The organism is Acinetobacter radioresistens DSM 6976 = NBRC 102413 = CIP 103788, assembly GCF_006757745.1.
GTDB lineage: Bacteria > Pseudomonadota > Gammaproteobacteria > Pseudomonadales > Moraxellaceae > Acinetobacter > Acinetobacter radioresistens.
Genome location: NZ_AP019740.1, coordinates 1,324,953 through 1,350,934, shown reverse-complemented (window position 1 = coordinate 1,350,934; position 25,982 = coordinate 1,324,953). Strand labels below are relative to the sequence as shown.

27 protein-coding genes and 2 pseudogenes are annotated in these 25,982 nt (G+C 33.9%); 15 read left to right on the top strand and 14 right to left on the bottom strand.

The genetic code is table 11. The annotated features are described in order from the left end of the window. Positions 1-67: 67 nt before the first annotated feature. Positions 68-559: a hypothetical protein gene (locus tag ACRAD_RS06310; RefSeq protein ID WP_005025778.1), complete on the bottom strand. Its 492-nt coding sequence runs from the start codon at positions 557-559 to the stop codon at positions 68-70. 270 nt (positions 560-829) lie between these two features. Between ACRAD_RS06310 and ACRAD_RS06305 the strand changes: the two genes are divergently transcribed. From ACRAD_RS06305 to ACRAD_RS06290, 3 genes are all read left to right on the top strand, one after another. After that, the gene (locus ACRAD_RS06305; RefSeq protein ID WP_016801363.1) at positions 830-1,036 is read left to right on the top strand and encodes a hypothetical protein; all 207 of its coding nucleotides are present in this window, start codon (positions 830-832) and stop codon (positions 1,034-1,036) included. A gap of 75 nt (positions 1,037-1,111) precedes the next feature. Continuing rightward, complete coding sequence (locus tag ACRAD_RS06300; protein WP_005014460.1) at positions 1,112-1,324, top strand: hypothetical protein; 213 nt, start codon at positions 1,112-1,114, stop codon at positions 1,322-1,324. Between the two features lie 1,082 nt (positions 1,325-2,406). Then, positions 2,407-2,763, top strand: coding sequence for a hypothetical protein (locus tag ACRAD_RS06290; RefSeq protein ID WP_005025774.1), 357 nt, complete (start codon positions 2,407-2,409; stop codon positions 2,761-2,763). A 182-nt stretch (positions 2,764-2,945) separates the two neighbouring features. On the opposite strand, the gene ACRAD_RS06285 is transcribed toward ACRAD_RS06290, so the two are convergent. Then, positions 2,946-3,422, bottom strand: a complete 477-nt coding sequence (locus ACRAD_RS06285) for a GNAT family N-acetyltransferase (RefSeq protein ID WP_005025772.1) — start codon at positions 3,420-3,422, stop codon at positions 2,946-2,948. A 392-nt stretch (positions 3,423-3,814) separates the two neighbouring features. Between ACRAD_RS06285 and ACRAD_RS06280 the strand changes: the two are divergent. After that, positions 3,815-3,997: pseudogene (locus ACRAD_RS06280) on the top strand (DMT family transporter); the annotation flags it as partial. A gap of 672 nt (positions 3,998-4,669) precedes the next feature. On the opposite strand, the gene fumC reads toward ACRAD_RS06280, so the two are convergent. Both fumC and ACRAD_RS06270 read right to left on the bottom strand, forming a co-directional pair. Continuing rightward, the gene (gene fumC, locus ACRAD_RS06275) at positions 4,670-6,064 is read right to left on the bottom strand and encodes a class II fumarate hydratase (RefSeq protein WP_005025770.1); all 1,395 of its coding nucleotides are present in this window, start codon (positions 6,062-6,064) and stop codon (positions 4,670-4,672) included. 124 nt (positions 6,065-6,188) lie between these two features. Further along, positions 6,189-7,196 carry an NAD-dependent epimerase/dehydratase family protein gene (locus ACRAD_RS06270; RefSeq protein WP_005025768.1) on the bottom strand — a complete coding sequence of 336 codons (1,008 nt, stop codon included), beginning with the start codon at positions 7,194-7,196 and terminating at the stop codon, positions 6,189-6,191. An 87-nt stretch (positions 7,197-7,283) separates the two neighbouring features. Here ACRAD_RS06270 and tusD point away from each other — a divergent pair, with 87 nt between their 5' ends. From tusD to accC, 7 genes are all read left to right on the top strand, one after another. Continuing rightward, the gene (gene tusD, locus ACRAD_RS06265; protein ID WP_005014468.1) at positions 7,284-7,652 is read left to right on the top strand and encodes a sulfurtransferase complex subunit TusD; all 369 of its coding nucleotides are present in this window, start codon (positions 7,284-7,286) and stop codon (positions 7,650-7,652) included. A 43-nt stretch (positions 7,653-7,695) separates the two neighbouring features. Further along, a complete protein-coding gene (locus ACRAD_RS06260) occupies positions 7,696-8,046 on the top strand; it encodes a hypothetical protein (RefSeq protein WP_005025766.1) in 351 nt (116 codons plus the stop codon). 18 nt (positions 8,047-8,064) lie between these two features. Then, positions 8,065-8,349, top strand: a complete 285-nt coding sequence (locus ACRAD_RS06255) for a hypothetical protein (RefSeq protein WP_005025764.1) — start codon at positions 8,065-8,067, stop codon at positions 8,347-8,349. Positions 8,350-8,365: 16 nt separating this feature from the next. Beyond that, positions 8,366-8,680: a TusE/DsrC/DsvC family sulfur relay protein gene (locus ACRAD_RS06250; RefSeq protein WP_005025762.1), complete on the top strand. Its 315-nt coding sequence runs from the start codon at positions 8,366-8,368 to the stop codon at positions 8,678-8,680. A gap of 913 nt (positions 8,681-9,593) precedes the next feature. Further along, positions 9,594-10,052 (top strand): type II 3-dehydroquinate dehydratase, encoded by a 459-nt coding sequence (gene aroQ, locus ACRAD_RS06245; protein WP_005014473.1) that lies wholly within the window; start codon positions 9,594-9,596, stop codon positions 10,050-10,052. A 16-nt stretch (positions 10,053-10,068) separates the two neighbouring features. Next, positions 10,069-10,488, top strand: a complete 420-nt coding sequence (accB, locus tag ACRAD_RS06240; protein ID WP_005025760.1) for an acetyl-CoA carboxylase biotin carboxyl carrier protein — start codon at positions 10,069-10,071, stop codon at positions 10,486-10,488. A gap of 15 nt (positions 10,489-10,503) precedes the next feature. Then, positions 10,504-11,877, top strand: a complete 1,374-nt coding sequence (accC, locus tag ACRAD_RS06235) for an acetyl-CoA carboxylase biotin carboxylase subunit (RefSeq protein WP_005025758.1) — start codon at positions 10,504-10,506, stop codon at positions 11,875-11,877. A gap of 98 nt (positions 11,878-11,975) precedes the next feature. On the opposite strand, the gene ACRAD_RS06230 is transcribed toward accC, so the two are convergent. Further along, positions 11,976-12,464, bottom strand: a complete 489-nt coding sequence (locus tag ACRAD_RS06230) for a hypothetical protein (RefSeq protein ID WP_005025756.1) — start codon at positions 12,462-12,464, stop codon at positions 11,976-11,978. 236 nt (positions 12,465-12,700) lie between these two features. Here ACRAD_RS06230 and ACRAD_RS06225 point away from each other — a divergent pair, with 236 nt between their 5' ends. Continuing rightward, on the top strand, positions 12,701-14,191 hold the full coding sequence (locus ACRAD_RS06225; RefSeq protein WP_005025753.1) for an amidase: 1,491 nt from the start codon (positions 12,701-12,703) through the stop codon (positions 14,189-14,191). A 330-nt stretch (positions 14,192-14,521) separates the two neighbouring features. On the opposite strand, the gene ACRAD_RS06220 is transcribed toward ACRAD_RS06225, so the two are convergent. From ACRAD_RS06220 to ACRAD_RS16675, 3 genes are all read right to left on the bottom strand, one after another. Then, the gene (locus ACRAD_RS06220; protein ID WP_005014486.1) at positions 14,522-14,758 is read right to left on the bottom strand and encodes a hypothetical protein; all 237 of its coding nucleotides are present in this window, start codon (positions 14,756-14,758) and stop codon (positions 14,522-14,524) included. An 800-nt stretch (positions 14,759-15,558) separates the two neighbouring features. Next, positions 15,559-15,867 carry an I78 family peptidase inhibitor gene (locus ACRAD_RS06215; protein WP_005025747.1) on the bottom strand — a complete coding sequence of 103 codons (309 nt, stop codon included), beginning with the start codon at positions 15,865-15,867 and terminating at the stop codon, positions 15,559-15,561. A 737-nt stretch (positions 15,868-16,604) separates the two neighbouring features. Then, the gene (locus ACRAD_RS16675; RefSeq protein WP_005014493.1) at positions 16,605-16,733 is read right to left on the bottom strand and encodes a hypothetical protein; all 129 of its coding nucleotides are present in this window, start codon (positions 16,731-16,733) and stop codon (positions 16,605-16,607) included. A gap of 299 nt (positions 16,734-17,032) precedes the next feature. Between ACRAD_RS16675 and ACRAD_RS06205 the strand changes: the two are divergent. Both ACRAD_RS06205 and ACRAD_RS06200 read left to right on the top strand, forming a co-directional pair. Next, positions 17,033-18,615 (top strand): annotated as a pseudogene (locus tag ACRAD_RS06205) (sensor domain-containing diguanylate cyclase). 397 nt (positions 18,616-19,012) lie between these two features. Beyond that, complete coding sequence (locus ACRAD_RS06200) at positions 19,013-19,453, top strand: BLUF domain-containing protein (protein ID WP_005025739.1); 441 nt, start codon at positions 19,013-19,015, stop codon at positions 19,451-19,453. A gap of 134 nt (positions 19,454-19,587) precedes the next feature. Here ACRAD_RS06200 and ACRAD_RS16605 read toward each other — a convergent pair whose 3' ends face one another. The 6 genes from ACRAD_RS16605 to ACRAD_RS06170 form a co-directional block, all read right to left on the bottom strand. Next, a complete protein-coding gene (locus ACRAD_RS16605) occupies positions 19,588-19,785 on the bottom strand; it encodes a hypothetical protein (RefSeq protein WP_227548695.1) in 198 nt (65 codons plus the stop codon). Between the two features lie 317 nt (positions 19,786-20,102). After that, a complete protein-coding gene (locus ACRAD_RS06190; protein ID WP_005025735.1) occupies positions 20,103-20,546 on the bottom strand; it encodes a BLUF domain-containing protein in 444 nt (147 codons plus the stop codon). Positions 20,547-21,538: 992 nt separating this feature from the next. After that, on the bottom strand, positions 21,539-22,108 hold the full coding sequence (locus ACRAD_RS06185; protein WP_010700133.1) for a hypothetical protein: 570 nt from the start codon (positions 22,106-22,108) through the stop codon (positions 21,539-21,541). Positions 22,109-22,370: 262 nt separating this feature from the next. Further along, positions 22,371-22,595 carry a hypothetical protein gene (locus ACRAD_RS06180; protein ID WP_005025731.1) on the bottom strand — a complete coding sequence of 75 codons (225 nt, stop codon included), beginning with the start codon at positions 22,593-22,595 and terminating at the stop codon, positions 22,371-22,373. A gap of 398 nt (positions 22,596-22,993) precedes the next feature. Then, on the bottom strand, positions 22,994-24,196 hold the full coding sequence (locus ACRAD_RS06175) for an alpha/beta hydrolase family protein (RefSeq protein ID WP_005025729.1): 1,203 nt from the start codon (positions 24,194-24,196) through the stop codon (positions 22,994-22,996). Next, complete coding sequence (locus ACRAD_RS06170) at positions 24,189-24,962, bottom strand: glucose 1-dehydrogenase (protein WP_005025726.1); 774 nt, start codon at positions 24,960-24,962, stop codon at positions 24,189-24,191. The genes ACRAD_RS06175 and ACRAD_RS06170 overlap by 8 nt, the downstream gene beginning before the upstream one ends. A 315-nt stretch (positions 24,963-25,277) precedes the next feature. On the opposite strand from ACRAD_RS06170, the gene ACRAD_RS06165 reads away from it, so the two are divergent. Next, a complete protein-coding gene (locus ACRAD_RS06165) occupies positions 25,278-25,643 on the top strand; it encodes a NirD/YgiW/YdeI family stress tolerance protein (RefSeq protein WP_005025724.1) in 366 nt (121 codons plus the stop codon). Positions 25,644-25,982: the final 339 nt, after the last annotated feature.

The following is a 25,982-nucleotide window of genomic DNA, read 5'->3' as shown; positions in this document are numbered from 1 at the left end:
TTTTAAGAATAAATTATCTTTAAATAAGAAGGATAGCTGTTGCTATCCTTTCTCAATCATTTTTAAATTATAGCTTTGCCATTAAAACCCGGTCTGAAACAAGTGATTTCCAGCTATCACGTAAAACAGGTAAATAAAATTTTTCACCCACTTCTACCAATTCGGCATCAATCAAAGCATGGATTTCATGCATAAATAGATAATCTAAATCTATATCTGATAAATCAGGATGCTCTAATGATAAAGCTTTACGTTTTGCTTGGGTCTTTTTAACTAACTGATCTGCAAATTTTTTATCTTTAAATTTGGCAATAGCACCTAAACGCAGCTCAATGATTCCCCAGCCATTCAAAAGTTTCTTGAATAGTTCAAAATCCTGGGTTGTTGATTCCCAAGTCATTTTTTCCAGATCTTCATCATCCGGTAAAACGGGTAAAATCAGCTCCATCACGCTAGGAAAGATCTTTTTAAAATTCAGAATAAATTTAACTGGATGTTCACCTGGATAATCCTTAAATTGCACTTGTTTCTGAACATCTGTTAAATAAATATCGAGCATTAAAAATTTCCACAAATAAGTTACTGTTTTATAATGGCTTAAATTTTACCCAGCAAAACTTTAGCAAAATAATTGCAAAACAGTGTTAAAAAGCAGTTTGCATTTTAGCAATTATGCCAACTAATTCAATGTTATTTGGCCAATGATTGAACTTATAAAAAGCCCTCAGTTGGGGGGGTTACTCTTGCATGTATTACGCTCTAGTGTTTATTAATTAGCTAGACATCTCACATCATTCTCTTTTTATGATCAATGTGCGCAAATTTAGTCATGTTGGGCTTTACAACCTCTGCCGATGAGTGCAGTCAGGATTGTTTCGGATACTATTACGAAGTACTAGAAGTTTTATTAACTGCTGAGGAAATAGAAGAACAACAATTCAAGGTGATTGGCGGGGTTTGGCAAATCTCATCTATAAAGATGGTAGTTAAATTTCGGGTGTTAAATGTTCAAATATTCGGCATAATAAAATTATAATCGACATATAAATAGTCAATAAAACCTGTTAATTGTGAAGCTATACTATTTCAATATTTATGGAGAATAAAAAGAATGACCACCAAATCTGAAATTTGCCATACGGCAAAAGAACAAGTGGCTTTTGAGCTTATGAAGTACATAGCCGAGGTCGAAGCCTCAGAAGACCAGGAAAAGTACCATAAGCCTACTGTACGCGAATATTATTTACGTCTATATGGTAAGTGCCTACATGTGATTGAGTTTCCGGACTCAGACTTTAGAAAGCTGATGGATGATAGAGAATGACGAATATTAGGATAGAAAATAACTAAATAAGAGAGCGTGTTAGACACAGTACTCTAGTAATGCTGCTTAGATTTTCCTAAAAAAGGAATACAAGTCAGTTTTTTATAAGAGTTAAGTATTGATATTTATGAATTAGCAGAGAATTTGATAAATGGCAAAATTGGCTTCAACTTTTTGCTAAAAATATCAATTTGTAAACCAGGTCAAATGGTCTAATAGAACCGCTTGCGGGGGAGTTGCGGCTTTACTTTTTCTCTAATTTTTTCCTCTTTGAAGAATCTTTATATTTTGATAAGTTTAATGCTCTAGATAAGATTAAATATTTCTGTAAATCACACAAATCTACATTTATTGAAAATGGTTATCTAATGGCAGGATTCTCCATTAAACAACTCGACTTTAAAGTTATTGAGTATACTGAACTTCTTAGTAAACTAATTAATTACCAATATAGGTCTAGAAGACTTCAAGCTATAGAGGATATTTTAACTTCTATAAGAGTGGTTTTTTAAAGAAAGTTTTCATCTATTGAAGTTAGTCCTAAACTTATAGGACATTTAGGATAGAAATATGATTTCAACTTTGCTCACCATGCGACATTTATTGATTATATTAAAGCGGATAAAATAAGAAGAATGCTCAATCCAGAAAATGATTGAGACTAAAAACCTTAATAGTGATATTTCATTCAATAAGATTATTGATGATTTAGAGAATGATTAGTCTAAATCAGAATAGATGATTTTTTCTGGTTATAATAAGGTTCAGCCTCTATCTAAATTTCTAGCAAGTTGAATATTCTTAATACTTTCCACCTTCAACGGTAGGTTTTTCTTTTAAATAGAATTCTGAAAAATTAAATAAAAAGATACTTAGCAACATACTCAAGAAACCCGCACCTCTTGCATCCATATGATTTCTGATTTTATTATGCAGGATATGAGGTCCAAAAATCATCTCAGTAAAAGCTTACACATTCAATTCTATATTTTTATTTTAAATCAAAGAATAAATTTTTTTAAAGTTTCTTTTTTACAAACTAAAATTTATAATTAGCAAGCTTTAATTAAAGACAAACCTCGATGAAAACAGAAGTAGTCCTTATCCTTCTTTTCACTTTAACCATTACTGCATGTCAAAAACAACCAGAACAGCCTATGGCTGCTGAGCCTTCGAATGAACCTGCAGTAACAACAGAATTTGATCAGGCAGATAAAAAAATCACAGACTTTCTGGACCAGCTTGATCATCCTAATACATCACAGGAACAGCGCACCCAGATCATCTGTAAAGACTACCCTGCTGTTTATAAAAATGAGTATATACCGGCTTTACTAAAGCTCTCACCAAATGAGTATACTGAGCCTAAACTCCTTCAAGATATGAAGATTGCCTTAAACTATTATGTTCAGAAAGATAAGGTAATCTGTAACGAGTAATACCAGACTCGCTTATTCGTTAATTAGCTGATCTTCTAGCTAGCGTTGAACCAAATCTATTTTATTTACACTTATAAGCACTATTTTAAGGATTATAGAATAAACTGTAATTTATGAGGATGCCACCTCAGCTTTACAAATACAGGTAACTAAGAGCTAATAAACAGTTAATAATTAATCTATTACTTATTAACGAGGGTCAAGCTATAGCGAAGCCTTGGAGCGGTATGAGTCACAGTAAGTCCTAGAGATTTCCAGAAAAAATTTGCGGGTTTAAGCTCATCGGTTTCAAGTTCGACAAGAACGGCGCCAAGACTCTGCCCCCAACTTATTACATTCCGCCATAGCGCTTTTCCAAAACCATGCCGATGGTATTCATCACGGACATAAAACTCTGCAACATTTAGGATAATATCATCATCTTTGCCAAGCCAGGCATTAGCAATGGCAACAGGTTCATCGTTGAGATACATAATAAAAAATCCTCGATCTCCCTGCCTAAATCGTTGCTTCAAATCGGATGAGATCAGTTCTTGAATTTTGGTTTCACTATTATTAGTGTAGACAGTCGGCCAGTGACGCTGAAAATATTCACAGCACAATACAATAAAATCCTGCCACGCTTTCGATTGGGGATCAATACGTTCTATCCTTAGCATTATAAGTATCCAATGGTGGCATGAATAATCTCAACAACCCAGATTGTACATAGCCATTTGACACAGTGTCTATCCGGTTTTAATTAAAAGTAAATTTAGATGAAAAAATAACCCTCACCTTTCTTTTCGTTAAGAGGATAGATAACAGTAAAATTAGGGCTAACTAAACTCAATTATCTTGTTATTATATCCATACTAGTCCTGTGTTTTTATTATTTTTATTCAAGCATATATTGAGTAAGCAATACCCCTTTTACTATTCTCTTATTAGTTTTACTTTAAGGTCCACTTATTATATTCAAAGTAGACGACTTCTACTGGTGCATTTTAAACTAAGCTGCACCAGTTTACACTTGTCGGGACGAGCTGATCACTATTTAAAGTTAGCGATTATGGCATGGGTTATTCTGATTCTTGCAGGTATCTCTGAGATTGTCTGGGTGTATTCAATGAAGCTATCAGCAGTTTTTATTAAACTCACCCCTAGCATTATTACCCTTTTCTTTATGGTTCTTAGTTTTGGTGTGCTTGCCTATTCAATGCGCACCCTTTCCCTTGGTACGGCTTACACCATCTAGACAGGCATTGGTGTAATGATCTGAGTGTAGAAATTGCTGGTAACATTGAGCAGAGTTATCAAGCTTCGAACATAAGTTGGGGATTTTAAGCCTTAAATCTAGCAAGAATTCTGCTTCACACGACACAATATCTATCAAGAACATTTTTAACAGCGATTAAGCAAGTCATTGTATATCTTGGATTAAGTAGTCGGCACTTACCAAGCTTTCATGAAATACCTATACTTCCATTCCCTTGTATAAGAAAGCTGGAAAATTAGTCCAAACTCTCGCAGGCCATACAACCAAAAAAATGACAGAAATATATACTTCAAGGCATAAACTTATCTGAAATGATGCAGATATTGGGATTGATCTTCCCTTTGATATGAATAAAAAAATAAGCCCGCTCTTATTCTTATAGCTTATTTATTGGCTAAAATAACAGGAAAGTAGCCAGCAAAGCCAGATCATAATCATTTATTTTATATAGGTTCCCAAGTAGCGATTTGAGCAAATTTTTAAGTAAAATTAATCATATAAATATTATGAAAAATAGCTGTTATATCTTTCTTGGAAATTAATATATATCCAAAAAAATCATCATTAGCAGTTAATACCTATTGGACGAATTTATTCGCCTGTAAAAACTGCCGATGTTTAATTGGCTAGAAAATAATCCTATCTGGATTACTTAGTATTTGGTGAAACCATTTTTTCCGGTCTGACCACTTCATCAAATTGCTGTTCAGTGACCAGATTAAGTTCTACAGCAACCTGCTTTAGTGTCTTTCCTTGTTTATAAGCTGTTTTAGCTACTTTGGCCGCATTTTCATATCCAATCACTGGATTTAAAGCCGTCACAAGCATAAGCGAGTTATGCAAGAAATAATCTATTTTTTCACGATTTGGCTCTATACCTAGTGCACAGTTATCATTAAAACTATTACATGCATCACCTAGAAGCTGGATTGATTGTAATAAATTGAATGCAATCACTGGCATAAAAACATTTAACTCAAAGTTCCCTGAAGCTCCAGCAATATTAATTGTAGTGTCATTGCCCAATACCTGAGCAACCACCATAGTCATAGCTTCACTTTGGGTCGGGTTCACTTTTCCAGGCATAATACTTGAGCCCGGTTCATTTTCAGGAATATATAACTCTCCCAAGCCACAACGTGGCCCACTTGCCAGCCAGCGAATATCATTAGCAATCTTGTTTAGGCTTGTAGCAAGCGTCTTTAAAGCACCTGATGCAAATACAGCTGCATCACGGCCTGCCAAAGCCTCAAATTTGTTAGGGGCTGTGATAAAAGGCAAGCCGGTGAACTGTGACAGTCGCGTTGCAGCTTTTTCAGCATATTGGGGATGAGCATTTAAACCTGTTCCTACTGCCGTACCCCCTAGTGGCAATTCGTACAATCCTTCAAGAGCCTGATTCAGACGTTTTAATCCATGATCTAACTGTGATACATAGCCACTAAATTCTTGACCTAACGTTAAGGGGGTTGCATCCTGCAAATGGGTACGACCAATCTTAACAATATCTTTAAATTCTTCAGATTTTCGTTCTAAGGTATCTTTTAATCTGGTGACCGCCGGTATAAGAAGTTCATTAATTTGCAAACTGGCTGCTACATGAATTGCAGTCGGAAATGAATCATTAGTAGATTGGGCCCGATTTACATGATCGTTTGGATGAACCGGCTTTTGTGAACCTAAAGCATTTCCCAATTTCTGGTTGGCAATATTGGCAATTACCTCATTACAGTTCATATTACTCTGGGTGCCTGAGCCAGTTTGCCATACAACTAGCGGAAACTGGGCATCCCATTTACCTTCAATCACCTCTTCAGCAGCACCAACGATATAACCAGAAATTTCATCTGTGATCTGGCCAAGTTCGGCATTGGTCATTGCTGCCGCCTTTTTAACCAGCCCCATTGCACGAATCATAGGACGCGGCAGACGTTCCTGTCCAATTTTAAAGTTCTGCAAACTGCGCTGTGTTTGAGCTCCCCATAAAGCTTCATTCGAGACTTCAACCTCACCCATAGTGTCGTGTTCGATTCGAGTTTGCATAAACGTCCTCTATCTTTGTACTGAATTAAGAATATATTGGTTCAATCATTTAAAACTGCTCGTAATCTATTATGCTAAGCAATAATCACCTTTATGTAAATAATAATCATTTTTATTAAATTAATTATTGCCCTTGTAGTGTATTCTGATAAAAACGCCACTCATCCTCAATCATCTGTTTCAAGGTGCGTTTAGGTCCCCACTGAAGCTGAATTCTAGCTTTATTCAAATTAGCACCTAACTGTTCAAGCTCATCGAGTTTATGGGTTGCATCGATGGTACGAATGTCTGATTGAGTATAAGTCGCTACCTGATCTAATAGAGCTTGTATAGAAACTACTTTCTCTCCGGCAATATTAAATGCTTCACAACAATGATATTGATTTTGCAGCCAGAGCAAACTAGAAATTATTGCATCACATGCATCAAGTACATGTAAAAAACTTCGCTCTACAGTCTGATCCTCTGTATTTGCATGACGCTGTAATTCAATATATTCCCGTTGCATTGCTGCGGCCTGCATAGCCATCGGCATAATGTTTTTTGGTAAAGGTGTCACATATTCACCTAAAACTCCGTGTTCAAAAGCTCCCGCCACATTACCCAGCCTTAAAATAGCTATTTTCCATTCATTATCTGTTTTATAAGTATCATAAATAATCTCTTCAACCATCTGTTGAGATTTAACATAAGGATTTGGATAGGTATAGTTAAATGGCTCATCTTCTGTGAGATCCAAACCGGATTTACCATATACGGCCAAAGAAGATAAATGTACTAGAGAGCGGACACCTGTGCGCTGCATTGAACGTAACAGACTCATAATACAACTGACATTATCATTGTAATATTCAAGTGGTTTTAATCTAGATTCTTCAAGAGACTTGAATGCAGCAGCATGAATCACAGCATCAACTGAATACTGTTCAAAAACTTTATTCAGGGCAGGCGTATTACGTACATCAATTTTTACAAATGGCACATACATTCCAAAAATGTATTCAAGTCTTTCCAGAGTTTGCAAATTAGCATTGGCCAGATTATCAACAATAATGACCTCTTGCCCTTGAGCTAGCAAGTTTAAAACTACATGCGAGCCGATAAAGCCTAAACCACCAGTCACTAAAATCATTGTATACTACCCTTAAATGATAATGCGTATTGCTCCGTCATAACCCTGATCGAAACAAATCACTGATCTAAACCGAATGAATATTTAATGAGTACCTTACTACTAATTACCTCTGCTCCGACTTCAATATATGCCTGGCATGCACTTGGTCTTGCTCAGGCCTTAAAAACTAAAGATGAAAACTTTCGTGTATTTTTTTACCAAGATGGTGTAATGGTAGCCAATAGCTTGCAATGGTTACCAGATGATCAGCGCAGTTTGACTCACGAGTGGCAAAAACTAAATATTCGCTTACCGGTATGTGTCAGTGCAGCACTAGCACGTGGCATTACTGATGAGCAGAATGCACAGCGTCATCAGATCAGTCAATACAACCTTGCTCAGGGATTTGAACTGGTTGGATTAGGTGAACTGGCAGATGCCGTACAGTCTGCTCAACGTTTAATTCAATTCTAAGTTGTTATTTTCAATAGATTGTTGCTTTTAAAAGGTGAATTGTGTGAGAACTGTACTTGTTATATTAACCCAGCCTAACCTTGGTAGTTTACAGATACATGAAAGCCTTTCAGCCACAATGGTTTTGGCGACTTTTGGCTGTCAAGTCAAAGTGTTACTGCAAGATGCAGCTCTCACTCTATTACGCTCCAAATTAGAATTTGACCAGTTACGCCATGCCTTCAAGATTGCTTCAAATCTGTTAGATAGTTTTGAATTTTATGATTTAACACCTGTACTTATAGAGGAAGAAGACCAAAACTCTTCTTTTGTAAAAAATACACAGCAGGAAATTCAAATTGTAAAGTTTGATGCGGAATTCATCCGCTCTTTTGATCATGTTCTGTATTGGTAATTTTCACGAGTAATATATATGACAGATAAAACCCTTTTTCTTGTACAGTCAGATTACTCCTCCGCTCCTCAGGCATTAAGCAAATTACAGAAAATTTATAGTCCTGAAGATACCATAGTCCTTATGGGTGAAGCAGTGCTGTATTTTTCTGTCGAGTGGTTAAAAGAGTGTGCCTCCCTTTACATATTAAGAACTGATACAGAACTTTTAATAGAAAAACTCCCTGATTTTATTGATCTAATTGATTATTTAAAATTTGCAGATATTATTTTGCAATTCAATCGTTGTATTCGCTTGAAATAATACTTAGGCTATTTTTATGAATCTTAAACTGGATCAGGACGGCCATCTGGTCGATTATACGTTGTGGAATGAAGAGGTTGCTCAGCAACTGGCAAAATCACTGGAGCTTGAATTAACTCCTTGGCACTTCAGAGTCTTACAAGCCGTACGTCAGTTTTACCATCAGTATGGGCATTCTCCTGCCACCCGCCCGCTAATTAAGTATCTGATCAAGACTCTGGATGATCCATTAATTGATAATGCCCTTTTACAGGAAAAATTTAATACCGGCCTAGTTGCTCGGCACTTGAGCCGTCTTGCTGGTATTCCTAAACCTGCTAACTGCCTTTAAGAGTATTTTAAATAGGAAATGAGCAAGATGAAGCCAATTAAAATAGAATAACTTCTTGTTTCCTCTTCTTTTTGCTCAAGATATAAACAGGAAACTTACTGGTAATTAAGATTTTGCCAATATGACTTGCTGAATATTCAGACTGGGATGAGATCAAGTTCCAGCTAGTATGAACAAAAAGGTCAACTTGCTGTATGATATTTATACTATATATTTTTACTGAAAATTTATTTAGATTAAGTAAATCACCTATTTATTTCATTTAGATCTATTGGCTACTTAATAACTATAAATTCACCTTTAGTAAATTTTTCAATTAAAAATTTTTAAATAGATTCATGAGTAAATGAAGAAAAACCCAACTTTATGTATGCAAACCTTCTTTAATAGGACTCTCGTTAAGATCCTCATTTTTTTAAAATATTTATTTAATTTCAATATTTTAATTATATATCATTAAAAATAAATTTTTTATTTCTCATTCAGTTAAGATATTAAATCAAAAAATAGAATCCTCGAATTTCTGCATAAATCAAACATTTAATTAGATTTAAAAATTTATGTAATAATTTTTAAATCTATAAAAAAATATTTACAGAAAACTTAATGATAAAATTCGTAAATAAAAATATTTTAGAAGAGCAATAAGTAAACTTTTAACCCATTACTAGAAATTTTAATACATCTAGCCAGTTCATGATATCTTTTAAAATTTAAAAAAATTATAAATTTGTCATTTTTTAACATTGCCAATTCCCTGCAAAGTTTTCAATATATAGCTCAATTTTGGCATTGATCTTCTGTTTCAATTAATACAAATTATAAAGAATTTGCAGAATAATATGCCATAATACGCAAACTTTGCTGACATCTTGCAAAGAATGCATATATTTTTGATATTGGAGCAGGCTGGATGAGTTCAACCATTTTGGTTATTCATGGACCGAATTTAAATTTGCTAGGTAAACGTGAACCGGAAGTATATGGTCGTCTTAGCCTTCAGGATATCAATCAAAGTCTGACTTTACATGCTCAAAAAGCAGGATTTTCTCTGAATACTTTTCAAAGCAATTGGGAAGGTGCAATTGTTGACCGGATTCATCAGGCTCAAGATGATGGTACACAGTTTATTATTATCAACCCTGCTGCACTGACGCACACTTCAGTAGCTTTACGCGATGCCTTGCTTGGCGTTGCGCTTCCTTATATTGAAGTCCATCTTTCTAATGTGCATGCCCGCGAAACTTTTCGTCATCATTCTTATTTATCCGACAAAGCAGTCGGTGTGATCTGTGGTTTAGGAGCAAAAGGCTATCATTTTGCTCTGGACTATGCGATCGAAAAAATTAAACCCTCTTCTCACCAATCATAATTAGGAAGACTCATCCATGGATATCCGCAAAACCAAGAAACTCATCGACTTGATGATTGAATCCGACCTGCAGGCGATTGAAGTCAAAGAAGGCGATCAGTCTATCGCCCTGACACGCCGTATGCCGGTCGTTGCAGCGGCGGCTACTCCTGCGATGCCAACTCCAGCTGCATCAGCCCCTGCAGCTAAAGCACCACGTGGTGCAGTAGAAACGTCTCCAATGGTCGGCGTGTTCTATGCAGCACCAAGCCCAGGTGAAGCGCCATTTGTTAAAATTGGCCAGACTGTTTCTGCCGGTGATACGTTAGGTATTATTGAAGCAATGAAAATCATGAATCCGATTGAAGCCACTCAAAGCGGTGTAATTGAAGAAATTCTGGTCAAAAATGGTGAAGTCATCCAGTTTGGTCAACCATTATTCCGCTATCGCGCTTAATACCCGGGGATTCATATGTTGCAGAAAGTTTTAATTGCAAACCGAGGTGAGATTGCCTTGCGCATCACCCGGGCTTGTAAAACTTTAGGAATTAAAACCGTTGGTATTTATTCCGATGCCGACAAGGATCTGATGCATCTACGCTTTTGTGATGAAGCAGTATGTATAGGGCCTGGTACCAGCAGTGAAAGCTATCTAAATATTCCGGCTATTATTACAGCAGCAGAGATTACCGGTGCAGATGCAATTCATCCGGGTTATGGTTTTTTATCTGAAAATGCTGAATTTGCAGAAATCGTAGAAAGTTCAGGATTCATTTTTATTGGTCCACGTCCTGAACATATTCGCCTGATGGGTAATAAAGTTTCAGCAATCATGGCGATGAAAAAATCTGGTGTACCGACCGTACCTGGTTCAGCTCATGCTGTAACGACCAATAATGCTCTTGCTGAAGCAAAAGAAATCGGTTTTCCGCTGATTGTTAAAGCTGCCTCAGGCGGTGGTGGCCGTGGTATGCGTATTGTCGAGCGTGTAGACACTCTGCTTGAATCTGTCCAAGCTGCCCAGCGTGATGCTGAAATGTGGTTTGGTGATGACACGGTTTATATGGAGCGTTTTCTGCAAAAACCTCGTCATGTAGAAGTTCAGATTTTGGGTGATGGCAATGGTCATGCCATTCATCTTTATGACCGTGACTGCTCTTTACAGCGCCGTCATCAGAAAGTTCTAGAAGAAGCACCTGCACCATTTCTGCCAGAACAGGCACGTGCAGATATTCTTGAAGCATGTGTGAATGCTTGCAAATTAATGCAATACCGTGGCGCAGGAACATTCGAGTTTTTATTTGAAGATGGTGAGTTCTTCTTTATTGAAATGAATACGCGAGTTCAGGTTGAACATCCGGTGACTGAAATGGTAACGGGTGTAGATATTATTGAACAGCAGTTGCGTATTGCAGCAGGTATCGGGCTTGATCTTCAACAGGAAGATATTAAAGTACGCGGCCATGCAATCGAATGTCGAATCAATGCAGAAGATCCTTCAACCTTTATGCCGTCACCAGGTAAAATCGAGCAATTTTATGCTCCAGGTGGCGCAGGTATCCGCTTAGATTCACACATATATCCAGGCTACAGTATTCCACCTTATTATGACTCTATGATTGCCAAGCTGATTTCACACGGTAAAGATCGTGAAACTGCAATTGCCCGGATGAAACAGGCACTAGATGAAATGATTCTTTCTGGAATTAAAACCAATATTCCATTGCATAAAGATCTTATTTTACAAGATAAGAATTTCTGTAGCCAAGCTATGGATATTCACTATCTGGAAAAGCATTTACTTAAACAGCTTGAAGGTCAGCAAGAGGCCACCAAAGCCAGCTAGTGATGTATCATGATAAAAAAGCCTTTTGATTCAAGAGGCTTTTTATTACCTGATTTTTTATGGTTTATGAAAACTAAAGTTAAATAGTACAAAGAAGTTTAAGGCAAAATTCGCTTTAATGTAGCAAAACACTCCTGCCCTTTTTCTGTAGCACAAAAATTGATCGTATGAGTATTTTTCCATTGGACAAAGTACTGAGAAATCTCACCCGTCTGGTCTTCTCGTCGACCAGAGCAATCCGTCTGATTATTATCGTATCTTACCTGCATGATTAACGCAGGCAACTTGTCTTTTAAGTCATCTGAAGGTTGATAATCATAAAGTGCATACGACCACTCTTGACCACTTTTAATCATTACTTCATTGTCATTTCGAAAATTATAATATTCTACACATTTTTTATTGTTAGGAATTTCCATGCCCCATAGACCCATAATTTCAGGACGAGTAAAAATACGGATCGTATTAGCAGATAATTTTTCTGACTGGGCTTCAGTTTGCGCAGAAGATGTTGATACTGGTTGCTGTTCTGCCCATACCCAACCTGAACAAAGTGTAATAAGAGCTGTAAGATATAGTTTTTTCATGAATTTTTTAACCTTGTCCCCATAAAATTTAAGTTAGCATAAATTTGTAAAAAAACTTGTTTGAATAACGTTATAAAACAATATTTATCTTCACTCTTGATTTATTGCAGAGGGGTTTTACAATTAGGTAATATTATAAAAATCAGCTAAGCTAAATTGCTCCGTATCATAATATACGTGTACATCCCAGAAATAAAAGATCAAAGATATAAAAATACATAGGAAATATTTAAATAATGAAAATTCAAGAATATATGCAATATGATGGCTTGGGACTAGCTCATCTTGTTAAGAATAAACAGGTACAGGCTTCCGAACTTTTAGAACTTGCTATACAACGCGTAGAAATTGCAAACCCTGAGCTCAATGCAATTATTATTCCTATGTATGAGTATGCTCAAAAGCGGACAAAACTGGATTTAAATGGTCCATTTGCCGGTGTACCTTTTTTAGTAAAAGACCTGTTTCAAGAATACAAAGGCATACCGACCAGTTATGGCTGTCAGGCATTAAAAAAGCTCCCCTACATTCCCGAGTTTAATGCGGAGATTGTAAATCGCTGGGAGAATACAGGTATTATTACATTAGGCCGCACCAATACACCTGAATTTGGTATCAAAGGAATTACTGAACCAGATGCATGGGGGAGCTGTGCTAACCCATGGCATTTAAAACACAACAGTGGCGGTTCTTCTGGTGGTTCTGCCTCAGCTGTAGCAGCAGGTATTGTACCGGTAGCAGGTGCAGGAGATGGTGGAGGTTCTATCCGGATTCCTGCATCCTATTGTGGTTTGTTCGGACTTAAACCTAGTCGTGGTCGTACGCCATGGGGCCCTGGTATGAGTGAGGCCATGCACGGCGCAGCTATGCAGCATGTTCTGACACGAACAGTACGAGATAGTGCAGCTATGCTTGATGCAACACAAGGATTTGAATCTAGCTCGCTCTTTAAAATTGAGGCTCCTTTACAGCCTTATAGTGAAGTTATTCAGCAGCCACCCAAGCAATTAAAAATAGCTTTTTCTACTGTTTCACCTATTGGTACACCAGTTTCTAAAGATGCTGTTAATGCAATTCAGCATACTGCTAAAATTTTAGAGTCTTTAGGGCATATTGTTATAGAAGACCAGCCCGCAATCGATGGTATGGCCTTAGCCAAAGATTTTATTACGACATGGTTTAGCCAGTTCTCTTATATGTTGGCACAGATCAAGCAGCAGACTCATGCTAAAGATCAGGATTTTGAACTGGATTCTCTAGCCTTGGCTGCTTTTGGAGCACAAACTAGTGCTAATGAGTATATTCATAATCTCAATAACTGGGGCGATTATGTCAGACAAATGAATTATTTTTTTGATCAGTATGATCTTTATTTAATACCAGCTACTGCTTCAGTAGCCCCTAGAAATGGAGAGGTTACCACACCAAGCTGGCAAAAACCGATCCTGAAAATGTTAATTAAATTAGGTAAAGCACATTATCTTGTACGCGGAAAACTGGTCGAACAAATTATTCGTGAAAATCTGAAATGGGTACCCTTTACCCAGCTGGCAAATATTACTGGACTTCCAGCAATGTCAGTTCCACTATATTGGAACAAGGAAAATCTCCCACTAGGTTCGCAATTTATTGCACCGTTTGCCCGTGAAGACCTCCTCTTCCAATTGGCTGCTCAGTTAGAACAGGCTCAACCATGGATAAGCAAGTATCAAGAAATTAAGGTCTAGCTCTATAAAAGCCTGTTATCACACAGGCTTCATTCCAGTTGGTATGAAACCTCAGCGATTTTATATATAAGCGCAGTTTATATATAAAATTATAAATTAAGACTCTAATATTTTTTCAGAATGATTTGTCGAATTCTATACAAAGATTAATATTCGCTTGACCTTGACGCGCTTGTAATCATAAAAACAGTCTACCCCTCCAAGATCTGCCAGTAATAGCCTTCCAGTGCATTGTCTGATGCTATACCTCATCCCCATATAAGTACTATCTAATGCCTGATCCCGACTTTGCTTGCTGCCTGGGTGTGAAGTTATCCCAAATAAGTCGCTTTAGTTCTTACACTTTACTTCAATCTGATACTCATCTTGAGTAACTTTAATTTTAATCTTTTTATATCTTCTTTTATTAGGGTCTATAGCAGAGCCTGCTACCTCTTCAAAAAAGGCTCTATCATTCATTAATTCCCCATAAGCCTTATAACCAATCAATATTTTTTCTGGCGACTGATTTTCTTCCTTAATTCTAGCAAGCATATTGTCTAGATTTTTAACATTGATATTTGGCATAATTGAGCTACTCAAAAAGTTAAGACTCAATTTTCTTCTATTTTTATGACTAAAAGATGAATTTACTCTTTATTAGATTCAAATATATATTGAAAGTTCATTGTTTTAACTAGAATTAATTAAAAATTTTATGGTTTTTAATATATCTTGATTTAACTTTATGCAGCCTAATGTCTGGATTGAAAAAACTAAAAGTGACTTTATTTGCTCAATGGATATTAAACTATTTTTAACTAAGAAACAGGTCCCAGGTCTCTTGTATTAAAAAATGAATAATAAGCTAGAAATTTAGATGTCTTTTTTAGCATTATTATATTAATATTTTAATATATTATAGACAATTAAAAAGCTCATCTTTCAATGAGCTTTTTAAATTGTATTCACATATGAGTTTTATTAGTTACTTTAACTATGAAAATCCCTTAATATAAACTGTTTAATAGTTTCATCAAAATTAGCTTGTGAAAAGTTTAGCTTATTATGTTTTAAATTTTTATAGCAATAGCTAACTGCCATACTCATACCAAATAAAGTCAACAATTTCATTGCTCACCTCAAATTATTTAACTGACTGAATATAAAACTATCATCTTAATATGTAGCCTTCCAACCCATTTTCTCTTACTTTCTGTACCTCATGTAAAAGGATGTATATAAAAAAAGCTTGTCAAATGACAAGCTTTTTTTGCATATTCATAGAGTAAACTTAATAAATCTTCATCCCTGTAGTAGACTCTTTTTTAATCAAAAAACATACTACCCACAAGATGTAACTATATTGTAGTTATGATTTAAACTCTTTAACCACATGAAGCATCTTTAATCTGGTTAGTTACAGGATCTATAATTACTGTAATGCGCTCAATACGATAGTCCATCGTAGCTGGCTGATTAGGAGTGAGAGTGCGAACAATTTTAGAACCAGTTTTCTGTTTAATTTGCTCATCACTTAAACCAGTATGTCCAACCAGTTTTTTAGCTTCTGCCGGAAGACACTGAGCCTGACCCATATTAGTATTATTGGATACTCCATTTTCTGGAGAGTTTGCACAAGCAGTTAATCCTGTAGCTACCAGCGTTAAAGCTAAATAAGTAATTTTTTTCATCATCTTTACTACCCTTCTTCAAAAAAACAACCCTAACAAAAAAGTATTCTTATAATCAATAAATATATATAGTTCGTTTGTAGAATTAACTAGTCATTCGAACTACTACCATCAGAGCTTGAAGATGTATCGTTATTAGTATTACCCCAAGAGCCAGTAGCTCCACCTCCACTAAATGAACCATTATTCCCTGTATATTCTGTATGCTTTGATGAGGAATCCTGCTCTAGGGTGCTTATATAATGATAACTACAAGTAATTTCATGAAATGAGTTTTTAATTGGTTCGCAGTAGCGTAAACTTTTAATTTTTCGATGCCTAAATTTTTTATAGCCTATAAAAATTAAGAGTAATATAATTGAACCAGAGATTACATAAAGCATAATAATTACTCTGTTGTTAACGTATAACTTACTTTTAAAGCTTAGAGGTTAATATATTAAATATTTTGTTATTCGTATTAGGTTGAATTATTATCTGACGCAGAATTATTATCTTTTGGATATCTATTGTTATAGGATTCATTTTTGCTCTTCTTTCTAAAAAGCTCTATATTTATTAAAACATACAGAACACATAATAAAATTAGACCCAAAATCATGAAAAATAAATTCATCTAACAAGAGCCTACATATAAATTAAGTAGTCTATTTTTTAAATAAACTCTAATATTTAATAAATGAGCTACTATTAACTAAAATAGATATTTTGATAATTTACTTAACTTCATAAATAAATTTTTATGAATCCTGCTCTAATGTATGAGGAGACTCAGGTTGGTTTTTATCACTTTCTTCTTTCTTGTTCGCACAAGCAGTTAGACTAAGAGTTACAGCTAAAATAACACCAGTTATAGTTAAATTTTTCATATTTTTCCTAACTTTTCATTACCTAGTTCGTTATTATAGAAGATATAAATTACTAATTCTTTCTACTTATATAGTACAAATGTTATAAATACGTATAAAAATTTGTCTTTGAAAATATATAAAATTTATCTTTTCTCCTGTAAACTACATATATATTTAAGTAAAAAATGATTCATTTTAATTATCTATTTATATAATTTTTTTACTCTTGTGATAGAATTTACAAAAACAAATTACTACCTGGATACTCATATCGTAGTGTATATTTAATAGAATTAATAGCTGGCTAACTTTCTGGCATGCCAAATACTTACCAAAGAAAAATTTTTAAACTTAATTTAAGAAAATTAATTCTAATTTTAACTGCTTTAGCAGTCTCATTTTTATTTGTTATCTCCTTAGTAGCAAGTTATATCCTTTTTAAGAAAGAATTAGTCAAGAAATCACTTTTCTCAACTATGAATATGCTTCTAAAATTGCTTCGAATACTGACAGGAAACTTCAAGTTACTTTAAACGAACTGAAATACAGCGCAGATATAATAGGTCAGGGCTTTGATCAGCGTACATTTAAAGAACATGAAGTTGAGCGACTTAAAAATCTTTCTCATCACTTTGACACTTTAATTATAGGTAATAGCCAAGGATCGGTTACTGAATACACATTAAAGCAGCTTAATCTTGATCAAAGACAAGTGTCTACCTCACTGGGAGTTCAGGGATCTTTACGAAGTAAGCATGCTTATATCTCACCGCCCTATTATTCAGTCAGAAATAATTTGGTAATCTTTATCTCACAGCCAATCTTTGATAATAAACATATCTATAAGGGGTATGTAGGCACTTTAATTCATTTAAAAGAAACTAACATGATTAATGAATTACTGCCACTGGAATATAACTATAAAAATAACAATATCTATATCATTGATAGAAATGGAAAAATTGTATTTGATCCGAATAGGAAAAAAATCGGGGGTCTCGTAGCCCAGAATAGTAGTATGGCCTCTATAGAGTATAGAAAAAGTGGAAAAACTGAATTAATCAATGATATAGGAACAAAATATATAGCTGGTTTCGCCTACATACCTACAACCGGATGGATTGTTGTTTCACAAGAACCATTGGCCGATTTAATTGATGAAACCAAATCAATTATTTTTAGATTAAGTGGTGTAATCTTTATATTTTATCTATTAATTTTCTATATTGTCTGGAGAGCATCTGCTTTTATAGCCTCACCTCTCCATGAGCTTGCCAAGATGGCGAGTGCTTTGAATCAACCTGAGACTAAAACAAAAATTAAGAAAATTAAGAAAATTAAGCCATGGTATTACGAAGTACAAAAATTCAAATTTTTATTACTTTCTAGTATTGAAAAATTTAGCAGTAAAATTGATGAAATGAACTTTCATATTAATTCTGACGCCCTTACTCAACTCTTTAACCGTAGAGGTATGGAAATTTTTGTTAAAGAAATGATAGATTCTGATATACATTTTTCTATATTACTTATAGATATAGACCGTTTCAAACGCGTTAATGATACTTATGGCCATGATATAGGAGATGAGGTATTAAAAATTCTAGCGAAACTTATACAGGAAAATTTTCGTAAAGAAGATCTGTGCTGTCGTTACGGAGGTGAAGAGTTTATTGTGGTTATTCCAAATAATAATAAGCAGGAAATTTATGAAAGTGCAGAGAGATTTCGACGTATTGTAGAAGCATTTGAAATTAATAATGTAGGTAGAATTACCATTTCTATAGGTATCGCATCTTGGCCAGACAGTGCAGAAGAATTTGCACAAGTTTTAAAGATTGCTGATAATAATCTTTACTATGTAAAGAACAATGGCCGTAATCAGATTAAATATAGCTAATTATAATAAAACGACAGAAATAATCTGTATAATAAGTATTTAATTATTTCATTTAATAAAATTATATAATATTTAAATGTAAAGTAAAATGCTGACCTTATATCAATATAAGAGACTAATGTTTTGTTTTTATCTAAATATATTGTACCATCCCCTTAAAACTATAAAATAAAAATTATTATATAAAATTAAAAATATCATAGGGTTATCACATTTTTCATACAAAAAAACAAGTTATTTAAAACCTGATTAAAAAATTAACTCTTTGTTTTTTATAAATTTAATTTTTAAAAACCGATTTTTGGATTTTATGCAACTTGTTGAAATAACTATTTTTTTATTAAAAATTCTATAAAATAAACCGAGGAACTAAAATCATTACCTTGAGCAAATATATATGAATCTGGTGAGGCTGCTATACGTAAGTAAGCTTAAAAAAAATAAAAATGCCGTTAAAGATTTAATGGATATACTTACAGAAGCTATAACATATAATAGTCCCCATGAGATTTATGGAGCATTATATTTTGGAAATGGATACTTCGTACAATGTCTTGAAGGCGAAAGAGATAAGCTTGAGCATCTTTTTTATAAAAAAATCATTAGAGATCCTCGACATGAGCAATGTGAAGTTATTTACTTTGAACCGATCAAAAGTCGCCTATTTGCAAATTGGCATATGAAATATGCAGCTTTTAACAAGGAAGTCATGCACTTTTTTAAAGATCATCATCTAGAAGCTTTTAATCCTTATTTATTAACGAACCATACTATCTCTCCTTTTATTAATTTACTGGCTAAACAAAAAGACGGTATTAGTACTCTAAGGTTAAAATAGTAACCTCAAAAAATTAATTTTTATAAATTCATTTAGTTTAATAATCAGTTGATCTAAAATAAATTTTTATGTTAATGTTTGTTAATTTAACAGGGAATAATGATGCTATATAATTAAATATAAAAACTCATTATTTAAGTTTTTAAAAAAATATTTTCCAGTTGAGAGCCAAGGTATTTTACAAATTGTGTTTTATTTTCAATCCTCGGCATCTCTACACTCCAAAAGGTATAGAACTTAAGATTAATTTCTAATGTTATACTAATAGCTCCAATTTCTAAATCATAGTCTATCGCTTCTAGGTTTGAAAAAACTTCTATGACTTTAGCCAAGAATAAAATCTTATTTCGTTCTTTCGACTTTACAGGTTTATATGCCTTTAAAGTCTGGCTATAAAGGTAATCATATAAGTCTGGACAGAAATTTTCATGATGCTTTATCAAAAACTTTAGAACCTAATATCATTAGAAGAATTTATTTATAACATTATCTTATTCAAAATCTGGTAAGCATATTGTAAGTTTTAATATTATTTTTATCGACATAAATATATTTAATATAATCTTCTAGTTATAAATATTTTATAGCTTATTTTTTAATACAAGTTGTTAGACTATATAGCTTCTAAAGCTATATAGTCTATTTGCTGTTAGCAGTTTTGCTTTAAGCTATAGTAGCTATCTGGCTGTTTAGCTAGAAGATCTATAAAATTAGGTATAGTTCCAGTATTAAGTAAATATGGATTAAACTCATCAAGGTGATGTTCACAAAAAAATCTTAATATATCCTTATGGAAAATTGCATATTTCATATGCCAATTTGAAAATAAACGTTCATTTATATTCTCAAAAGACATAATTTCACATTGTTCATGACGTATGTCTCTTAAAATTTTATTATAAAATAAATGTTCTACTTTTTCTTTGTTTCCTTCAAGACACTGAACAAAATAATTATTACCGTAGTAAAGGGCTCCATAAATTTGATTAGGGTTATTAAAATCTAATGCTTCTGTAAGAATGTTGAATAATTCATTCATTGGATTGGCACAGTCTTTTAACTTACTTACATACAACAATCTTACATCACTCACGTTCACCTCCAAACCAGACATATAAAAACCCACATAGAAAACTTTAAAAACCGACCTTATATAAATTATCTTTTTCCTGTATGAACAAATGATGAACCACAACTCTATTAACATCAGTGATGCTACTTATCTTTCTTATGAAGATTAAGATGAAGACACACCTATTGGCCTGTTACATCGTTGGCCATTTTGTCATCATGCATTTAAAAGTGAAACGGCTTATCCGGCAACCTATAGTTTTCTTACATCTAGCTACGGCTATCATGATCATTCTTCCCGATTTTGGGAAAGTCGTAACATAAATCAATACGCTAAGGATCTTGCAAGCTTTATGCAAAGTTAAACCATAAAGAATAATACTCATTAGCTCTCTACAACAGCAATGTCATAGCACACTATTTGAAGAACTATGGAACCAAATTAACAAAAAACTATTTTTACTTTCAACAGTTAACCTTTTTAATGAAGCCTGATGATAATCCAAAAAATGTATCATAAGAAATATTTACTACTATATATGAACAAATATTGAGTAATTGAGTGGCTTTTTATCTTTGATTCGCTAAAGACTCTATGGTTTTAATGAACTACTTCTTCTAAAGATATTCGAAGTCTCATATAAAATTTTCTTATATAAACCTTAACAGGCTTAATTAAAACACCCGCTGTTTGAACTACCGCGTTTTCTGAAAGAGACCACGAAGATGACTTAAAATTTATGTATCTAATCTGGTATTTTACTAAAATAATAACGAAATCATTTCTTCGAATGCCTCTGGTACAGAAGTACTTAAAGTTACTTGCTAATGTTGAGAGTTTAGAGATATGAGGTGCTCCATATGGATAATGCAATACCTACGTAAAGATAATTATTTTATTCTTACTCTATTTTTATATTTTACGAGTACTAAATAATAATATACTTTTAGTTAGAGTCTATAAGATAAAATATATCAGGACCATCTGCAAATTTTATTAGCCTATCTTGTAATCTATAAACTTATATATTTTTCAGCTTGACGATTATTTATAGATATCAAACTACATTTACAGCCTTTTTTTGGTTTACTCCAGTGTTCTGTAGCTGATCTTTGAAATTCTATATCAGTAATTTTAAAAATTTTATTATTGAAGTCATAACATTGTTGAGGAGTAGCACTATCAATCACAGGAGACCATAAAATATGACTATAGTTCTCACCTTTACTTAAATCGAAATTACTTTTTGCAATAAGATAGTTAAATACAAACATTTGCCGATTAATTAGCCAAGCCCGATAATCAGAGTCTGCTTCTAAAGATTCCCTATCAATATAAGAATGGATATTTTTTGGAATAAGTGCAAGAAATCTATTAATAAATTTATTGAATAATAGTCTATTCTCTTTTAACTTGGGATTATTTAAGTGACTATGAATATCTAAAATTTCCTGTTTAAAAAATTGAGCATCGGCTCTGCATTGTATACCTATTGCACTTAATTCTTCTCTTTCCTCATCAGACATAGAGTTAAACCATAATTTATAAGATTTCCTGCTACTCTCTATTAACTTCTTTTTCATTATAATCATCTTTTCAATAAAAATTTTTAATTATTTTAAATACTAGTATTTTTAAAAAAGATGTAAAAACGTAACATTAGTTAATAGATTTGTTTTTATAAAACTAAAGTTTTAATTATTTCAGGCTAAAACATTAAGAAGTTTAAGTTAAGATTGTTTTAGTAATTATAGTTAAATAATTTTTTATATTAAAATAAAAAAGCCCAGACTTTAAGAGAGGGCTTTTTTAACAGGCAAGAGTTCAGCTTGCCGATATTTACTATTACATATGCTGATCATTCTGATTTTGATCATTCTGTTGACGCTGCTGATCATTTTGCTGATTCTGCTGGTCATTATTGCTCTGCTGACCCTGCTGGCGTTGTTGATCATTTTGCTGATTCTGCTGGCCTTGTTGACTGCTCTGCTGACCTTGTTGACCACTTTGCTGATTCTGTTGGCCCTGTTGATGTTGTTGATCATTTTGCTGATTTTGTTGATTTGACATTTTAAAATTCCTCATAATCTTAATAGAGTGGCTAGATTCCTATCTAGTTCTATTAACATACACCTTTCTTTTAAATATATATTCCAAGAATGTATCAAATAATATAAATGTAATTTAAAATTATACTCCTTAAAAATAAGGCCTTATATTTATTAAATTTATAAAGTTGCTTATTTACATAAATTACTTAAAATTATTTTTATAGGTTAGAGATTCCATACTCAAGCTCGGGAATTTAAATCCTCTTAATTTAATAAAATATATTCTATTAGAATATATTTTTAATTCCCAATTATTATAAAGACACTGAAATAATCTTAATTTCAGTGTCTCATCACTAATACAATTATACTATTTCAAACTATCTCTCTCGAAATAATTTTTTATTAAGTTAACTATTATTTTGCCGAACAAGAAGTTGGTATTTTTCCATTATTGAGAGTCTTTAAAAACTCTGCTGAAAAATTTGGACTTTGACGTACTGCATCTCGGTGGTCACCTCCATTAATAGAATGGTATACAACTGGTTTATGAGCTTTACAAACTTGCTGATAATAAGCATAGGTTCCGCGTGGATCTACCAGCTGATCATTCGTGCCTTGTACAAGCATGAGAGGTACAGTAGGAGTCATACGCTCAATAGACTGCAATTTAAGGTAATCAAGCAATGGTTTTAAATTGGCTTCTGGCTTAAATATACGATCTGGCGACTGCTTTAGCTCTGTTTGCATTTCACTCAGACAGCGTTTACGTCCTTGATCAAGTAAAAGCTGCATTTCTGGACTTACCAGATTATCAGGATTTATAGCAGGGTCAGCAGCTTGAGCGCCGAGTAGAACTATTGGAAAAAAAGCAGCAACGTTGGTGTCAGGTTTAGGATGAGTTTGGGCATACTCAGCAATACCCTCATACTGATATCCGCCTGGTGCAAGAGCCAGTGCCGCCTTCAGATTAAGCTCAGGTGCATCTTTTTGTCCATATGCAGCTACCGCTAATGCAGCTGCTCCTCCCTGACTATGACCCATTACTAACCATTGCTTGTTAATCTGGCCTGGCATTAAAACATGTAGTGCACGCACTGCATCAACTACTGTATGTAATTGGCTAGTAGCATTCATATAAGGATGTCCGCCTGGAGTGCCTAAACCTTGATAATCAGGTGCAACTATCGCATAACCGCGTGCTAACCAAGTATCTAAAGCAGCATCAGCGACTTGTTGATAACTATGGACTGGCCCGCCTGCATAATCCTCTGAAGGTGCACATGTGTCTGCAACCCCTGTAGTACCATGTGCCCAGGCAAGTACTGGCCAGCCCTGTCTTGGTGCTTTGCCTTTAGGGAGAATAATAAAGCCTGAGGCAACAATAGGCTCCCCATATACTCCCCGACTACGATAATTAATCAGAAACCGTTGTCCTGCATGTGCATAGTCCGCTCCAGGCTGCTGTACCTGAGCAGATAAAATTGTGCCAGGTTTAGTACTGGAAATATGATAATTTTTAGAAGCTACAGTAGTGTTAGTTTGGCTAACAGCTAAAGTTGTACAGCCAAAGGTAAGGGCTGCGATTAGAAATTTTAAAGGATGAGATAATTTAATCAAGGGTTTGTACTCCGCCGCCATTTACAAATAAGGTTTGACCACTGATCCATGAAGAGATAGGAGCAGCAAAGAATAAGACTGCTTTAGCAATATCTTCAGGTTCACCTAAACGCTGCAATGGGGTATGAGCCAGCATGCGTTTTTCAATTTCAGGAGTGAGAACTTTTGCCAGTGCAGCTGTGCGAATAGCCCCTGGTCCTACAGCATTAATGCGTACTATAGGCCCAAAGTCATGTGCTAAATTAGCACCCATATGATTTAACGCAGCCTTAGAAGCAGCATAGCCGCTCATAGCAGGACTCTTATTAACAGAACTCATAGAAGTAATATTAACTATTGAACCGTAGCCGGCTATATTCATATGCGGAACCACAAGTTGACAGAGACGCCAAGCAGCAAATACATTCAGCTGAAAGTCACGAACAAAATCATCTAGACTAATCTGATCAGGCGCTTCATGACCGCCTCCGCCTCCGCCAGCATTATTGACCAGTATATGGATATGCCCAAATGCTTCTAATGTACTTTCAACAGCTCCTACTAGCTCACTATCCTTGAGAATATTACATGCGATACTGCGTATATCACCTCCTGTCTGTTCTTTAATGTACTCAGCAGTCTGTTGAGCAGCCTCTAAATTCAGATCAGCTATCATCACATTAGCTCCTGCTTTAGCTAATAATGAAGCACAGGCCCGGCCTATGCCTGCGGCTCCGCCTGTAACTAATGCCATTTTGCCGGATAAATCTAATAGGGACTGATACATTTTCTTGTTCTTCTCCTGTAGATAAAAATATATGAAAGATTTAAAGTCTTAGCTTAAGGTTATTTTTTTTCAAGATATCTCCTGAATTTATTTAAAATTATTAATACTTACAATAAACAAATTAATCCTATAAATTTAAAAGTAAATTAAAAATTACTAAAAGTATCAAAAATTATAATCTTAATATCTTTATAAAAATTTAAATTTTATTTAACTTCAACCACCTATAAATTAAATAACAATTTAATAATATAGATATTTTAAATTTAAGCTAAATTTTTTATAAATTTATTTTAATAATGAAAGGAATAATTCATGATAAAAATTGGCAAAATTATAGTAACTGGTTTAATTTTCGTATTATCTACTCAAATATTTGCAGATACTAATGATCAAAAACTTATAAATGCAGCTATTAAAAATAAGGTAACCGTGGCTCAGGCAATTAACGCAAAAGATGAAACAGCTATTACATTGACTGGAAAAATAACTCGCCATATTAAGAGTGATCATTATGAGTTTAAAGATTTAACCGGTACCATAAATGTTGAAATTGATGATGATCTGGCGACTCCTTCCCAACTTAAACCAGGCACAAAAATACGGATAATGGGTGAAGTAGACACCCACCGCTATAAACCTACTGATATCGACGTAGCAAAAATAGAGATACTTCGTTGATTAACCCTATTTTTTGGGAATTTCTTATTTTTCAGCCATAATTAAGCTTAATTGAGGCTTAAATCTCTAGAGGGCTGGCATTTGAATAAACTGATATATTTTGCTATGCCCATCTAGATAATTTTTAGGGTGCTGGTAGACCTTTCATATACATAGAATGCCGTATAATGTATTTAAAATTAGCAGTATCAATATTTTCTCCTTAGAAATTTTGAGCAAAGACTTCAAATCTTCCTTTTATATTTTTCCAGTCTACCTTTTAGTAAAAATTTTTAAATTTTATTAATTACTTTTAAGTAAAATTAATTATTTCACTAAATCTTAATCAGTTCTATTAGA